The 14,160-nt window shown below is 63.0% G+C and carries 13 protein-coding genes; 5 read left to right on the top strand and 8 right to left on the bottom strand.

Annotated features, from left to right (window positions below; all coding sequences use genetic code 11):
- Nucleotides 1–10 precede the first annotated feature (10 nt).
- The 3 genes from XH80_RS27745 to XH80_RS27735 all read right to left on the bottom strand — a co-directional run bounded on the left by XH80_RS27745 (nucleotide 11) and on the right by XH80_RS27735 (nucleotide 5,278).
- Nucleotides 11–2,764 carry a decarboxylase gene (locus XH80_RS27745; protein WP_271601299.1) on the bottom strand — a complete coding sequence of 918 codons (2,754 nt, stop codon included), beginning with the start codon at nucleotides 2,762–2,764 and terminating at the stop codon, nucleotides 11–13.
- A 133-nt stretch (nucleotides 2,765–2,897) separates the two neighbouring features.
- Entirely contained in the window at nucleotides 2,898–4,601 is a 1,704-nt protein-coding gene (locus XH80_RS27740; protein ID WP_271601298.1) for a SulP family inorganic anion transporter, read from the bottom strand.
- On the bottom strand, nucleotides 4,598–5,278 hold the full coding sequence (locus XH80_RS27735; RefSeq protein WP_271601297.1) for a YoaK family protein: 681 nt from the start codon (nucleotides 5,276–5,278) through the stop codon (nucleotides 4,598–4,600). The genes XH80_RS27740 and XH80_RS27735 overlap by 4 nt, the downstream gene beginning before the upstream one ends.
- A gap of 133 nt (nucleotides 5,279–5,411) precedes the next feature.
- Here XH80_RS27735 and XH80_RS27730 point away from each other — a divergent pair, with 133 nt between their 5' ends.
- Genes XH80_RS27730 through XH80_RS27720 form a run of 3 tightly spaced genes read left to right on the top strand, consistent with a single transcriptional unit; the run spans nucleotide 5,412 to nucleotide 8,566 of the window.
- Nucleotides 5,412–7,100, top strand: a complete 1,689-nt coding sequence (locus tag XH80_RS27730) for an aspartate:alanine exchanger family transporter (RefSeq protein ID WP_271601296.1) — start codon at nucleotides 5,412–5,414, stop codon at nucleotides 7,098–7,100.
- 44 nt (nucleotides 7,101–7,144) lie between these two features.
- Nucleotides 7,145–7,996, top strand: a complete 852-nt coding sequence (locus tag XH80_RS27725; protein WP_271601327.1) for a dienelactone hydrolase family protein — start codon at nucleotides 7,145–7,147, stop codon at nucleotides 7,994–7,996.
- Nucleotides 7,997–8,020: 24 nt separating this feature from the next.
- Nucleotides 8,021–8,566: an invasion associated locus B family protein gene (locus XH80_RS27720; RefSeq protein WP_271601295.1), complete on the top strand. Its 546-nt coding sequence runs from the start codon at nucleotides 8,021–8,023 to the stop codon at nucleotides 8,564–8,566.
- Nucleotides 8,567–8,579: 13 nt separating this feature from the next.
- On the opposite strand, the gene XH80_RS27715 is transcribed toward XH80_RS27720, so the two are convergent.
- Entirely contained in the window at nucleotides 8,580–9,020 is a 441-nt protein-coding gene (locus XH80_RS27715) for a response regulator (RefSeq protein WP_442868585.1), read from the bottom strand.
- 57 nt (nucleotides 9,021–9,077) lie between these two features.
- A complete protein-coding gene (locus XH80_RS27710) occupies nucleotides 9,078–9,701 on the bottom strand; it encodes a response regulator transcription factor (protein ID WP_271601293.1) in 624 nt (207 codons plus the stop codon).
- 302 nt (nucleotides 9,702–10,003) lie between these two features.
- Here XH80_RS27710 and XH80_RS27705 point away from each other — a divergent pair, with 302 nt between their 5' ends.
- Nucleotides 10,004–10,687 carry a helix-turn-helix domain-containing protein gene (locus XH80_RS27705; protein WP_057755158.1) on the top strand — a complete coding sequence of 228 codons (684 nt, stop codon included), beginning with the start codon at nucleotides 10,004–10,006 and terminating at the stop codon, nucleotides 10,685–10,687.
- Here XH80_RS27705 and XH80_RS27700 read toward each other — a convergent pair.
- From XH80_RS27700 to XH80_RS27690, 3 genes are all read right to left on the bottom strand, one after another.
- Nucleotides 10,676–11,392 carry a MarC family protein gene (locus XH80_RS27700; protein ID WP_271601292.1) on the bottom strand — a complete coding sequence of 239 codons (717 nt, stop codon included), beginning with the start codon at nucleotides 11,390–11,392 and terminating at the stop codon, nucleotides 10,676–10,678. The genes XH80_RS27705 and XH80_RS27700 overlap by 12 nt on opposite strands.
- A gap of 74 nt (nucleotides 11,393–11,466) precedes the next feature.
- The gene (locus XH80_RS27695; RefSeq protein ID WP_271601291.1) at nucleotides 11,467–11,931 is read right to left on the bottom strand and encodes a potassium channel family protein; all 465 of its coding nucleotides are present in this window, start codon (nucleotides 11,929–11,931) and stop codon (nucleotides 11,467–11,469) included.
- 129 nt (nucleotides 11,932–12,060) lie between these two features.
- The gene (locus XH80_RS27690; protein WP_271601290.1) at nucleotides 12,061–13,152 is read right to left on the bottom strand and encodes an AI-2E family transporter; all 1,092 of its coding nucleotides are present in this window, start codon (nucleotides 13,150–13,152) and stop codon (nucleotides 12,061–12,063) included.
- 157 nt (nucleotides 13,153–13,309) lie between these two features.
- Here XH80_RS27690 and XH80_RS27685 point away from each other — a divergent pair, with 157 nt between their 5' ends.
- Nucleotides 13,310–13,822 (top strand): GNAT family N-acetyltransferase, encoded by a 513-nt coding sequence (locus XH80_RS27685; RefSeq protein WP_271601289.1) that lies wholly within the window; start codon nucleotides 13,310–13,312, stop codon nucleotides 13,820–13,822.
- Nucleotides 13,823–14,160 lie beyond the last annotated feature (338 nt).

Genomic DNA, 14,160 nt, shown 5'->3' with positions numbered 1-14,160 from the left:
CCTCCGATACTTATGAAGCCGCCTTGAGCTTCGGCTGCGCGCCGGGCTTGGGCCGGCCGATCTTCGCCAGGGCTTCGGTGCGCACGAGCTTGAGCCCTTCCTTGGCGTCGTAACCATGGATTTCCTTCACATCGAGCTTGCGCATGAAGTCGATGGTCTCCTGGGTGATGACCTGGCCGGGCACCATGATCGGGAAGCCCGGGGGATACGGGATCACGAAGTTCGCCGAGACCAGCTCGGGGCCGGCCTTCAGCCGACGGTCGATTTCGGGATCGTTGAGGCGGATATGCTCGCAGCCCGCGACGTCATAGGCGGCATAGAAGCCGCTGCGAATGTCGCCCTCGTTGGTCTTGGTGCCGGAATCGCCGCGGAAGCTCGGATGAAAGTGGGAGAAGTTCGGCAAGTCAGGCACGTCCTTCATCAGGCTCTTGACGCGCGCCTCGAAGGTCTTGCGCGCGTTTTCGCCGCCCTGCAGCAGCCCGCGGTCGACCTCGCCTGCGATCTCGGCGAGAACCCGAATGAGATGCGCAACATCGCTGCGGGTGTTGTTGATGTTGGACTGGACCAGGACCGAGTTGCGCGAGGTCTTGTTGACCTGAATGTTGTACTCGTTGGCCAGAATGCCCTTGAACTGGGTACCGTCATAGCCGGCCATGCCGCACACCAGCGTCATGCGGGTCGGGTCGAGGCAGAACTCGTCCTCATCCAGGCTCTTGAGCGTATTCGCCCAGTTCACGCCGGGAGCGAGAAAATCCGTGAAGCCGCTCTGGCGGTATTGCGCCGGCACCATGGCGTCGGCGCCGAGGATGCGGAAGTATTTTGAGAGCAGCGGATTGTTGTTGACCGCCTGGCGGATCGCCAGCGCGATCTCGATCGCATTGGCGACGAGCCCATAGCCCTCCAGCTCCATCTGTCGCCGCGAGATGTCGAGGCTGGCGATGAGCTGCTGGTTCGGGCTGGTGGAGGCATGCGTGAACACGGCCTCCTTGAACTGCTGCTCGACCGTGTGGAATTCGACGTCCTTGACCGACAGCATCGAACCCTGCCGGATCGCCGACATCGACTTGTGGGTCGAGTTGGTCTGGTAGACCCGCAGGCGAATCTGGCGCGGATCGGGAACGAGCCTTGTGCTGAGCAGCACCTCATCGGTCGGGTTCTTGCCGAGCTGCGCCTTTTGCTTCTCATAGGCATCGACCGACTTCGGATCGCGCATCCACGCCTCGATCTCGTTGGCGGCGCCGAGGCCGGTGCGGCGGCGCAGGAACGGCGAGAAACGCGCGAAGCCGAACCAGGCCTCGTCCCACAGGAAGATCAGGTCCGGCTTGATGGCGAGACATTCCTCCATCACCCGGCGGGTGTTGTAGATGTGGCCGTCGAAGGTGCAGTTGGTCAGGTCCAGCATCTTGACGCGATCGAGCCGGCCCTCGGCCCTGGCGTTGAGCAGCGCCTGCTTGATCGTCTTCAGCGGCACCGCGCCATACATCGAATATTCCGTCATCGGGAACGCTTCGACATAGAGCGGCTGCGCACCGGCGAGCACCATGCCGTAATGGTGCGACTTGTGGCAGTTGCGATCGACGATCGCGATGTCGCCCGGCGCGAGCAGCGCCTGCACCGCCATTTTGTTCGAGGTCGAGGTGCCGTTGGTGACGAAGAAGACGCGGTCGGCGCCAAGCGCCCTCGCCGCCTTTTCCTGGGCCTTCTTGATGTTGCCAGTCGGCTCCAGCATGCTGTCGAGACCGCCAGTGGTTGCGCTGCTCTCGGCGAGGAACAGGTTCGGACCGTAGAACTCGCCCATGTCGCGGATCCAGTCGGATTTGAAGATCGACTTGCCGCGGGCGATCGGCAGCGCGTGGAAGGTGCCTATGGGGCGCTGCGCGTATTTCTTGAGATTGTCGAAGAACGGCGTGTCGTAGCGATCCTGGATGCCTTCGAGAATCGACAGATGCAGCTCCAACAGCTCTTCCACCGAGTAGAAAATCCGGCGAACGACATTGGTTTCAGGATTGCCGGCAAGCTCTTCGACGTCCCGATTCGAGATCATGTAGATGTCGAGCTCTGGCCTGACGCGCTTGATGATCTGGGCGAGGCGCAAGGCGGACGCATCGGATTCATCCTTGAGGCCGGCCATGGCCGTTAGCGAACGGAGGACCGGCGCGTCGTGCCGCGAACGAAGGCCAAAGCCCTCGTTGATGACGACAGCCCCCAGATTCGGGTTGAGCATGGTCGCGCAGAACGCGTCTTCCAGACTGCCGACGATGACGGGTTCGTAGATGAAGCCATCCTCCGGACGGCGCAGCTTGCGCCATTCGGCCGCAAGAGCCGGCCATTGGCTGGACGATATGCCGGTGACGATCAAAGTCTCGAAATAGGGTCGGCGCGCCTTATGCCCGGCGAAGGTGGGCGAGATCAGTTCGGGCGCATCGCCATTGCCGTCATCCTTCGCATTCCAATCACCGGCATGCTGGCGGAACGATCGCGTGGCCAACGCCTGAGTGATCCGGGTCGCAAGCGACCGCGACGCGGCCGCATCGCCTGACGATGCTGCTTCGCGCAGGGCCGCCATCAATTGCAGGCCGGGATAGCCGTGGAATTCTTCCGTCACCGACAGACTGGCCAGCGCCTCGTCATAGGCAGCGCGATCGCCGCCGCGCGCCCAGGCTTTGGCAGCCTCGACCAGATCACGCCAATCGTCCGCCCGCGCGCCGGGACCGGAGAAGAACTGGTCGATGCGCTTCTGCGCCGCCTTGGTGTCCTTGGACATATGTCTCTCCCGATCCTGACAGGCAAAAGGTGATGCGGGATCGTGCTTTGCGCGCCTGTCGCTCCATTGATCCAAGTCAACGGTCGCGCGCATTCTCGGCAGGCGCTATGCCGTTCGCATTGCAACAAGCTCGTCAAGCCGTTCGCTGAGCCGGACCGCCTGTGCTTTCGCCGAGCACGCTGTCGAGCGAGCGCAGCCACTGACTGCTGTCGGTCTTCTCACTGAGCCCCTCGGCGCGCAGGAGGTCACGAAGCTGCGCATGCGCGCCGACGATGCAGAGGCCCACCCGGCGTGCGGCAAGCTCGTCGCAGAGATCGTGCAGCATGCGCGCGCCCGCCAGATCGATCGTGGGCGACGCCGAAAGGTCGCAGGCGACCAGATGGATGCCCGGCGAACTTCGCAGCGCGGTCAGGACCGCATCCAGGATAGTTTCCGCGTTGATGTAGAGCAGCGACGCCTCGGGGCGAAACGCGATGATTCCAGCAAGCGGCTCGACATCCGCATGCCGCGCACTGTCCGAATAGCGGCCACTGCCCGGCAAGCGGCCGAGAAATGCGACGTTCGGCCGCGAGGCGCGCGCCAGCAGCAGGAAGATCGACGCGACCGAGGCCAGCAGGACACCCTGGAGGATGCCGAGCAACAGCACAGCGATCAGGGCGATCGACGCAGCATAGAAGTCGATCCGGCTCACCTGCCACATCCGCACCAGCGCACGGATATCGACCAGCTTGTAGACCGCGGCAAAGACGATGGCCGCGAGCACCGCCTTGGGCAGGTTGGTCAGCAGCCCCGTGAAGAACAGAAGACAGAGCCCGAGCGTGACCGAGCAGATGACGAGCGCCAGAGGCGTTCGCGCCCCGGCGCTGTCATTGACCGCCGATTGCGACAAGCCGCCGGCGACAGGATAGCCATGGCCGAAGGCGGCCGCGAGGTTCGCGGCGCCCAGCCCCAAAAATTCCTGGCGGACGTCGAGCGGATAGCCGTGCTTGACCGCAAAGCTCCGCGCCGCCGAAACGCCCTCGATGTAAGCCAAGAGCACGCAGCCGGCGGCGAGCGGAAACAATTCGTCGAACTCAAGCAGGCCGAACGTCGGCATGCCCAGCGCCGGGAGCCCTTCCGGGATCTTCCCGGTAACGGGCACACCGAGGCCGGGAAAGCCTGATATCGTCGCCACCGCGATCGCAATCGCCACCACGGTGATACCGACCGGCTTGCCAGGCCATAGCCGCTCGCCGAGCAGAAGCAGCAGGAGGGCGACAGCACCGATCGCGAGCACCAGGAGATCGAGATGACCGAGCTGACCGACCAGCTTGAAGGCACGGTCAAAGAAATTGTGTCCGCCGCCGGCGACGCCGAAAAGGCTCGGCAACTGACTCATGATGATGGTAAGCCCCGCCCCCGCCTTGAATCCGACAAGGATGCTGTCGCTGACGAGCCGGACCAGCACGCTGAGCTTGAACAGCCAGGCGATGAAGCAGAGCACGGCAACGCCGAAAGCCGCGAGACTTGCAATCTGCGCATACTTCACGGCATCGCCACCGGCGAGCGTGCCGACGGTCGCGGCAATCATCAGCGAGATCGCCGAGGTCGGGCCAACCGCCAACTGCCGCGAAGTCCCCAGCAAGGCATAACCAATGCCGCCGAGCATATAGCCATAGACACCGATCTGCGGCTGCAGGCCGGCAAGTGCGGCGTAGGCCAGCGAGACCGGAATGGCGTAAGCGGCGAGTGTGACGCCGGCGACGGCATCGGAGGGAAGCCATTCGCGACGATAGGCGGCAAGCCAGCCGGCCGGTGGAAAGAACCGCGTCCATTTCGATTCGGATGGCGCATTCATGTGACCACCTCGCGTGGTGTGGCTTCGCAGCGCAGCAGGACAATCAGGAGTGCGATCACGGGAATGCCGAGCGCGAGGCTGGGAATGGTCCCGGTGGCGAAAGCCCCGGCGGCTGCGCCGCAGCCGAACAGCGCGCATAGCGCGAAGAAGGTTGCCGACTTGCGCAGCGTCCCCAGCGGGGCACCTCCGTAGGCGACCGCGAAGAGGTTCTCGATGGTCTGACGCATGTTCCCGGTGATCATGACCGTGCTGCAGGCTGCGCCTTCGACCTTGATGAATATGGCCGATTGCATGGCCGCGACCATGGAAATGCCGAGCGTTCCGGCAACATCCGGCAACCTGTTGTGCAAGATTCCGATCACGATCAAGAAGACTATCTCGACCAGGACGCTGAGCGCACTGGCCCGCTCGCCGGCCACGCGGCGCAGCCAGGCGGCCATGACGATGCCGGCGGTGAAGGCCAGGATGGGCGGCACGAAATGCAGTGCCTTGGTCCAATCGCCGGCCATGGCGTTGACCCAGAGAAAGATCACGTTGGCGGTCTGGGCGTTCGCCAACACGCCGTGGATGATCCATGTGTAAGCATCGATGAAGCCGCCGGCGAAGGCCAGCAGCAGGACAATCTCGACCGTTTCGTCGCGGCGGACCGCGCCGGCGGCAATGTTCAAGGTGCTCATGTCGACACTACGGGGCGTAAATCCTTCATCGTTTCATAGACCCCGCCGTGTCCTCGCCGGGGCTTGATCTGGATCAAGCAATCTCCTCCCGCAGCAAATCAAATCGCGGCAAAAGCGCCGGGGAACGTCGACCATGGAAACCGTCAGGTGGATCATCGTCACCGCACCGGAAATCTTCCTGCTGCTGGCGATTGCCATCGGCACCATCCTGGGCCGGATCAAGATCAGCGGATTCTCGATCGGCACCACCGCCTGTATCCTTGTTGTCGCTGTCTTGATCGGACAGCTCGGCTCCTTCTCCTTTCCACCGATCCTGCGGGCGATCCTGTTCAGCCTGTTCGTCTTCACGATCGGCTACCGGTCCGGGCCGGAGTTCTTTGCCTCCTTGAGCGTCCGGACGCTGGCGCAGGTCGTGCTGTCGCTGGTGATCGGGGCAACGGGCCTCGTGCTCGTGCTCATCCTTGCACACCTGCTCAAGCTCGATACCGGCACCGCCGCGGGCCTCACCGCCGGCGCGCTGACCCAGTCCTCGGTGATCGGCACCGCGTCTGGCGCGCTGGCGCAGCTCGGCCTCGCACCCGACATCTTGAAGCAACAGGAAGCCAATATCGCAGCCGGCTATGCTGTTACTTATGTGCTCGGCTACATCCTGACGCTGCTGTTCGTCCCATTCGTCGCGCCGCGGGTGATGCGGGTCGATCTCAAGGCGGAGGCCAAGAAACTCGAGACCGAGCTTGCCGGTGGCGTCCCCGCGAAGACGGATAATCTCTCCTACCGCAAATTCCAGGCACGGGCCTATCGCGTCTCGGCCGCCGCCGGCCGCACCGTCGAAGCCATTGAAGCCGAGATCGGCGGACGTACCGTCGTCGAGCGGATCGTCCGCCATGGCGCCGACGTCGGACCGCATCACGATGTCGTGCTCGAAAACGGTGACGACATCGTCCTGACCGGCCCGACCGCGGCGATCGTCGCGGCCAAGCCGGTCATCGGCGCTGAAATCGACGCCGACGAATTGCTGCGCAACCTGCCTGGCAACGTCGTCGACGTGCTCATAGAAACCCGCAAGCTGCACGGCCGGTCGCTCCGCGAGGTGGTCGACATCGTCGGGGACGCAGCCCGCGGCGTCTTCCTGCGCGCACTGACCCGGATGGGCCGCGAAGTGCCACTCGGGCCCGATACGCGCGTCTATGTCGGCGACGTCATGACGCTGGTCGGCAGCACCGGCAATATTGCGCGGGCGACGGCGCAGGTTGGTTCTGCCCTCAACACGAGCGATCGCACAGATATTGCTTTTCTTGCCGCCGGCATTGCCGTCGGTCTTCTGGCCGGCCTCGCCAGCCTCAAGGTTGGCAACGTGGCGCTGACGCTCGGCGGCGGAGGTGGCGCGTTGATTGCGGGCCTTGTCTGCGGCTGGCTGCGTTCGCGCAGGCCGACCATGGGCGCGATGCCGCCAGCCGCCCAGCAGACCTTGAGTGATATCGGCCTTGGCGGTTTCATTGCGGCGATTGGCCTCGGCAACGGCCTCGCTGCCTGGTCGGCGATCCAGGCCCATGGCCTGCTCCTCGTCGGCATGGGCGTGGTCGTCACCCTCGTCCCGATGACGGTCGGAACGCTGGTCGCCTACTACGTGCTGCGGATGAACCCGGTTGTGACGTGCGGCGCGCTGGCCGGCGCCATGACAGTGGATGCCGCCGTGACCGGTGCCTGCGATGTTGCCGAGAGCAAGACGCCGGTGCTTGGCGTTGCGGTGCCGTATGCGGTCGGCAACGTCGTGCTGACGGTGCTCGGTCCGATCGTCGTCGCCGCCACGTATTCGGGATGACGGAGGGCATGATGGGTCCCTTGCCTGCAATCCTCCGCCGGTTCATGACTGCCGTCCTTGTCCTTCTCGTCCTTGCGGTGCGCGCGCATGCCGAGGACGACGTGCGGATTCAGGAGGAGATCTGGGCCCTGCCGCTGCCGCTGCCAATGTTCGCCTATTTGGCCCGACCGGTCGGTGACGGTCCCTTCCCGCTGGTGATCATGAACCATGGCGTCTCGCTCAAACCGACCGATCGTAGCTTCTTTCCGCTGGTCGAATTCCGCGACGCCGCCAAATGGTTCGCCAAGCGCGGCAATCTGGTGGTGGCGCCGGTCGGAAGCGGCTACGGGGCCGCCGCCATCGATATTCCAGAACGGGCGCTCTACGGTCCGTTCTTCTCCAAAATCGGCAATTGCATCAACCCCAACTTCCACGATGCCGGCCTCGCCCTCGCGCAAGTCGACCTCTGGATCATCGACTACTTGGCGGCCGAGAAACGCATCATTCCGAAAGACGTCGTCGTGGTCGGGCAGTCCGCAGGCGGCTGGGCGGCGATCGCCCTGTCAAGCCTGAACCCGCCGCCGGTGAAGGCGATCATCACCTTCGCCGCCGGCCGCGGCGGCCGTGTCGGTGGCAAGCCCAACAACAACTGTGCGCCTGACAAACTGGTGGAAGCGACCGCCGATTTTGGCGGCACCTCGCGCGTGCCGATGCTTTGGATCTACATCGAGAACGACACGTTCTTCGGCCCCGAATTGTCGAAGCGGATGCGCGATGCGTTCACGGCCGCCGGCGGCAAGGCCGAGTACCATTTGATGCCGCCATTCGGCCACGAGGGCCATTTTTTCATCGGCTCACCGGATGCGATCCCGATCTGGTCGCCACTGGTGGCGAAATTTCTCGATGCGCAAAAATAGCGCCCCGATCCGGAAACGCGAACCATGACCAGCGCTCTCAACTATCTCTCAGCCTTTTTGGTCCTCCTCATCACCGCGACGTCAGCGTTCCCTGCCGAAGTCGCAACGCGTGGTCAGCGCGAGGCCCAGGACATCAACTACGGCGACTGGCGGAAACTATGCTTTAAGGCGGGCGGCGCACCCACGTTGTGCCGGACCACGATCACAGGCAAATTCCCGACCGGTCAGATAGCCGTGCGCATCGACTTGATCGAGCGCGACGATACCCCGACAGCGCGACTGCAGCTGTTCGTGCCCGTTGGCATGTATCTGCAGCAACCGGTCAAACTCACCATCGACGAGGGTGCTCCAGTCCGCGTGCCGTATACCTGGTGCCTGACTAACGCCTGCATCGCGGCCGACGTCGCGTCGGCAGACGTGGTCAAGCAGCTGGAGGCGGGAAAGACGCTGACACTCGAGACCGTCGATTCCAATCTGCTGGCGCTCACGACGTCTATTCCCCTGGCGCAGTTCGCAGCCGCGCACAAGGGCCCACCGGCGAAAACGCTGGAGCAATATGTCGACGAATGAGAGATCCGGCAGATCAGGCGGCCGATGCACGCATCACCGAGGCGATCAGCGATTCCGCCGAGAACGGCTTTGTCAGGTATGCAACGCAGCCTGATGCGATCGCAGCGGCATGATTTGCCGCGCTGTCATTGCCGGTGATGTAGATCACCGGCGCGACAACCCCCTGCCCTGCCAGTCGGAGCCGCAGCTCAATGCCGGACTTTCCGTCAAGATTGATGTCGAGCACGATGCAGATCGCCTCCTCGAACCTGCCCTGATCGAGCAAGGCGTTCGCTGAATCGAACAGCGTCGCAACGAACCCGTGCGCACGAAGCAGCCTGCTCAGGCTGGTCCGCATCGAAGGATCGTCATCGACGACGAAAACTGTTTCGCGGGACGGCAAGGAGCGACCTCTCGGGCCGGCGCTATTTGCTGCGCGACGCTCGCATGGCAGCACCGCCCCACGAACTTTCATATTGTCCCTTGGGGCAGTCCCGTTGCCGCAAACCACGATCCCGGCGCGATCAGAGAGCTAATCGCCCTTCGTATCGAGCAATCCAAGTCGTTCCGCGATCGAAACAAGCTCTGCAAGCGAATGGACTTGCATCTTCTCCATCACCTGGTGGCGGTGGGCCTTCACGGTTCGCTCGGTCGTCCCCAGTTCATAAGCGATCTGCTTGTTGATCTTGCCGCGGACGATGAGATCAAACACCTGTCGTTCACGCTGGGTCAGCCTGGCGAGGTGCGCGCGAAATACCTCCAGCCTGCCACGTTGACTTCGCACCGCGTCCTGCCGCACCAGCGCGCGTTCGATCGCGTCAAGCAGCAACTCTGACGAGACCGGCTTGGTCAGGAAGTCTTCCGCTCCGGCCTTGATCGTCCGCACCGTGGTTGCCGTATCGGCATGTCCGGTCAGGAAGATGATGGGCAGCGTCGAGCCCGATGCTACCAGCCGGCTCTGCAATTCGGGGCCGCTCAGTCCCGGTATCCGCACGTCGAGCAAAATGCATCCGGGCTGATCGTCACCTGGCGCGGCGTCCAGCAGGTCCTGCGCCGATGCATAGGTCGCGACATCATAGCCGGCGAGCTTCAGCCGGCGTTCTATCGCCGTCCGGAACGATGCGTCGTCATCAACTACGTGGACCAGACCGGGCACTCTTCACCTATCGCAGAGTTCAACGATGACGAATGAATGACCGAAGCGATATTCGGCAAATTGAACGAAAATCAAAATATGTGCTTCCTCACGAGATCCCTTCCGTAGGCGGCAAAGGACTTCTCAATCCGCGCAAGTAAGTCCATTCGGTCCCTGGGTACCATGTACCTTGGGACAATGGTTGGGAATACCGCGTTAGTCGTAAATCAACTTCAGCGGGAATGGGATAGCGCGGCCGCATCTCCTGCGACGAGATATTCTGTCCGACGGACCAATTCGGCGTAGAGCTGAGGAGTTGGCCTATGTTCGTTCGCATCACCACTGATTCTGCACCGCGCCCCAATTCGCTCCGCGACCTCGGCATGACCAGCTCTTCAACTGCGCTGGTCAGTCTGAGCGAATTTTCCTACAAGAAAGGCGCTGAAGTCTACGGCGAGAAAGAACCCGCCGAATATGTTTATCAAGTCAAGTCCGGGGCTGTGCGGAGCTACAAGCTGCTGTCGGACGGTCGCAGGCAGATCGGCGCCTTTCATCTCACCGGCGATATCTTTGGGCTGGAAAATGGCAGCGAGCACAGATTCACGGCCGAGGCGATCGTCGATACCACAGTACGTCTGGTCAAGCGGCAGAGCCTCGAACTGGTCGCCGAAAATGACGCGATGGTCGCCAGGAACCTGCTCAGCATGACCACGAACAACCTGCAGCATGCGGAAGATCATATGCTGCTGCTCGGGCGCAAGACCTCGCTGGAGCGCGTTGCGGCGTTCCTGCTCGAGATGGACAGGCGGCTGACCGCGGCAAGTGTCATGGCGCTGCCCATGTCGAGGCGCGATATCGCCGACTATCTCGGCTTGACGCTGGAGACCGTCTCACGCGCCCTGTCGCGTTTGCACGAGCTCGGCATCATCGGCTTTATCGGCAACACGCAGCGTCAGATCGTGCTGCTGGACCGGCACCAGCTTGCAAGCCTCGATCTACCGGCTTGACCTGACGGGAAGTCGCTCATGGACGTTGTGTGGAGCACCATCCAGGATCGTTCGCGCGACGTCCGTTGTCCCGGTGATGATGATCTGCACACCGATGCAGAGCAGGAGGAACGCCGACAGCTTTGTAACCACGCTGGTGCCCTCCTCTCCGAACAGGCGTGCCATCGCGCTCGACTTGCGGTAGGCGTGGTATATTGCCGCGGTTACGGCGAGGGCAACCGCCAGCGAAACGATCGACGATCCAAACATTGCATCCAGGCTGTCGGTCCGGCTGATTCCGATGGCGATGGCGGTTGCTATCGTTCCAGGTCCTGTTGTGAGCGGGATCGTCAGCGGAAAGAACGCCATGCGCTTCATGGTCGCAAGATCGGCGGTCGCCTCGGCGTGGGGGCCGGCCGCACCGGACGTGGCGTTGAGCATCGACCAGCCGGTTGCGGCGACCACGAGGCCCCCGGCAATCCGCAGCGCTGGTATGGTCACGCCGAAGAAGTTCAGAATCTGGCTGCCGAGAAATAGCGAGGCTAACAGAACAGCGAAGGCGTATCCGGCAACGCGCAGCGCAAGATCCGCGCGCTCGTCCTCCGAGAGGCCTCTGGTCCGGTCCAGGAAGATGAAGGCCAGTCCGTAAGGATTGATGATCGCAAACAGCGCGCCAAAACCGAACAAGAAATCGGCAACCCAGCGGGATGTCACGAAATTGGGCATCTGGCCTCAGCTCCGCTTGCGCCACAAAAGGCGCTTGTACGAGCCAGGCCGGCACGGGACGCTGCCGGTCGCGCTCACGGCACGTGTTCCTTTCCTCTGACGACATCGTCCGTGATCAGTCCGACGTGGTCGAGCGTCTTGCGCAAGACCTCGAACAGGATTGCGGCTGACCAGCCGAACAGCAGCACGCCGTTCATCGCGGTCAGCGGCCCGATCAGCCGCCATTCGCGCACCGGCGTGATATCGCCATAGCCAAGCGTCGTGTAGTTGACGAAAGCGAAATAGATGAGGTCGCTCTCGGGAGCGGCCACGGCCTGGACGATGGCATAGGTCCATGCCCATATCAGGACTTCCAGCGCATGCGCGACATTCAGAACCGCTGCGGTCGCAACCATCACGCCCATCAGATGCAATCTCGGCCGCTCGACCTTGCGAAGGCCTGCGCTGCGGGCAATTGCGACGGCGATGAGCGTAACCAGTGCGTGAATGCCGATGTTGACCGCGCTGATCAGCGCGCCGACCGTCAATTGCAACAGCATAGGGTTCGACCAGACCTCAATCGCGCAAGCCGTCCCGGACAGCCGACGCCCCTCTCCGGCATCGACCGCCCCCTGAAGCGCGCCAAACAGCCATCCAAGAGCGGCTGCAATCGTCGACGTTGATTTGGGTCAACGGTCGGCAACAACGTCCGGCACCGGCGCGGCCCGCTCGATGCGGATCCAGGCGGCCGCAAGCTCCCAGGCAACCGCCAGGATGATTGGCCCGATAAAGAGCCCGATGATCCCATGCGCAAGCGTTCCGCCGATCACCCCGATCAGGATCACGAGCGTCGGCGTGGTCAGCCCGCGCCCCATGACCAACGGCTTCAGGATGTTGTCGAGCAGACCCACGATGACGAAGAATATCGTCAGCGGCAGTGCTGCGGTCATGTCCTTGTCCATCCAGATCCAGATGACCACGGGAAGAAGAACGATGGCCGCGCCGATCTGCACGATTGACAGCAATAGAACGATGACAGCGAGTAAGCCCGCGCTCGGAATGGCGGCGAGCTTGAAGCCGATGCCGGCGAGCAACGCCTGGATGATCGCAACGCCGATCACGCCCTGTGACACCGCGCGGATGGTGGCGCCGGAAAGCTCCAGAAAATGCTCGCTCTGTTCCGGCACGATCCGGAACAGAAAGCCACGGATCGCACCGGCAAGCTGCGGGCCGTAGGGAAAAAGGAGCCCGGCGACCAGCACCGACAGCAGGAACTCAAGCATGCCAATGCCGGCGCTGCCGACGAAGGACAGCATGAACCCCGCAAGCGGCTTCAGATACGGCGTCACCTCCTGCAGCACCGCTCGGATGTTGGTGTAGGCCAGATTCCAGAGATCGTAGAGCTGCTGGCCGATCACGGGCCAGCTCTTGATCTGCTCGGGTGCGGCCCGCAACGCGAGTTCGCCAGCACTGATCTGGCTTGCGATGTCCCTGATCCCGTCGACGGCACTCAAGCCCAGCCACGCCGCGGGGCCGATGACGATGCCGAGCATGATCACGGTGAGAATGGCCGCCGCGATACGCGGGCTGCCGCCGAGGAGTTTGGCGAGCCAGCTGAACGCCGGATAGAACGCCACCGCCAGCACCGCGCTCCAGGTCAGGATCGGCACGAACGGCTTGATGATCAGGAAGGTCCACGCCACCAGCAGTCCGAGCAATCCGAGCCGGATCACGAGCTGGATGACGCCGTCGGTCGTCAGAACTTGTCGAATTGTCTTCAAGCGCGGTGCCCGTGTGCTCAGGAGCCTGCTCAGCGTAGCGGCTCCGCTCGTGCAGCCGGCTTGATCCAGATCAAGCAGTTCCGCCGCAGTCACCAGCCTGATCGCCGGATGCTGACGACGGTCGTCGTCTCCGCCTCACGAACGCAGCGAGACACCGATGATCGATGCCGCGAGCTACACGCGCCGGGACACGTTGCGCGACGGCACGTCCGTCGAAATTCGGGCGCTCCACCCTGAGGACGAGGTCGAGATGCTCGCGGCGCTGGGACAGACCAGCGCGCAGTCGCGGCGGCGTCGGTTCTTCGTCCCGAAGCAGCATTTTTCGGACAGGGAGCGCGACTTCTTCATGGAGATCGATTTCGAGCGCCATGTCGCGCTGGTCGCTTGCGTGGACGATGCGGGCATCGTCGGCGGCGGTCGCTACATCGTCGTAGAGCCAGGCCGCGCCGAAATGGCCTTCATGGTGATCGACGCCTGGCAGGGGCGCGGCATCGGTGGCCTGCTCCTGCGTCACCTGATCGCGCTGGCGCGCGACGCCAGGCTGGGCGAACTGACGGCAGAGGTGCTCCCCGAGAATGCAGCCATGCTCCGCCTCTTCGATAGATTTGGATTCGTGCGCGCAAAGGGCTGGGATCCCGATGCCATCCACCTGGAATTGAAGCTGACCTAGATCGGATCAAACTCCAGTTAATTCAGCCAATTAGACGGAATTATTGACGCTGAAATTGAACCTGGCGCCGCACTGCTGCTGTCCAATATACGCGTGTGGACGGCGCTTGCTGTCGGACTTCTCGTGATCGGGTTGTCGGCCGCGCTCATCGCCTTCGCTCAACCCCGTCAATCTGGACGGAATATCGCTATCGGCGACGCTCTGCTGGTGGCGGGATGCGATCGACGATGACGGCGGGCCGGCGGTATTTTCTGACAATCAAACGCTCGTGGCCCGGCGCGGTTCTTGTCCGGTGATCGCGCGCCGGGCCTAACCATTCCCCGCTTCCCCCGTGAGGT

Source organism: Bradyrhizobium sp. CCBAU 45384, from assembly GCF_028128665.1.
GTDB classification, from domain to species: Bacteria; Pseudomonadota; Alphaproteobacteria; order Rhizobiales; family Xanthobacteraceae; genus Bradyrhizobium; species Bradyrhizobium manausense.
Note: the sequence above shows the minus strand (reverse complement) of the source record. Positions and strands in the feature narration are given on the sequence as shown.

Excerpts from the sequence above, each read along its gene's own strand:
- XH80_RS27740 (WP_271601298.1), bottom strand. The coding sequence starts at position 4,601 with ATGAATGCGCCATCCGAATCGAAATGGACGCGGTTCTTTCCACCGGCC.
- XH80_RS27715 (WP_442868585.1), bottom strand. The coding sequence starts at position 9,020 with ATGAAAGTTCGTGGGGCGGTGCTGCCATGCGAGCGTCGCGCAGCAAAT.
- XH80_RS27695 (WP_271601291.1), bottom strand. The coding sequence starts at position 11,931 with ATGCTGTTGCAATTGACGGTCGGCGCGCTGATCAGCGCGGTCAACATC.
- XH80_RS27730 (WP_271601296.1), top strand. The coding sequence starts at position 5,412 with ATGGAAACCGTCAGGTGGATCATCGTCACCGCACCGGAAATCTTCCTG.
- XH80_RS27685 (WP_271601289.1), top strand. The coding sequence starts at position 13,310 with ATGATCGATGCCGCGAGCTACACGCGCCGGGACACGTTGCGCGACGGC.
- XH80_RS27705 (WP_057755158.1), top strand. The coding sequence starts at position 10,004 with ATGTTCGTTCGCATCACCACTGATTCTGCACCGCGCCCCAATTCGCTC.
- XH80_RS27720 (WP_271601295.1), top strand. The coding sequence starts at position 8,021 with ATGACCAGCGCTCTCAACTATCTCTCAGCCTTTTTGGTCCTCCTCATC.
- XH80_RS27745 (WP_271601299.1), bottom strand. The coding sequence starts at position 2,764 with ATGTCCAAGGACACCAAGGCGGCGCAGAAGCGCATCGACCAGTTCTTC.
- XH80_RS27725 (WP_271601327.1), top strand. The coding sequence starts at position 7,145 with ATGACTGCCGTCCTTGTCCTTCTCGTCCTTGCGGTGCGCGCGCATGCC.
- XH80_RS27735 (WP_271601297.1), bottom strand. The coding sequence starts at position 5,278 with ATGAGCACCTTGAACATTGCCGCCGGCGCGGTCCGCCGCGACGAAACG.
- XH80_RS27700 (WP_271601292.1), bottom strand. The coding sequence starts at position 11,392 with ATGCCCAATTTCGTGACATCCCGCTGGGTTGCCGATTTCTTGTTCGGT.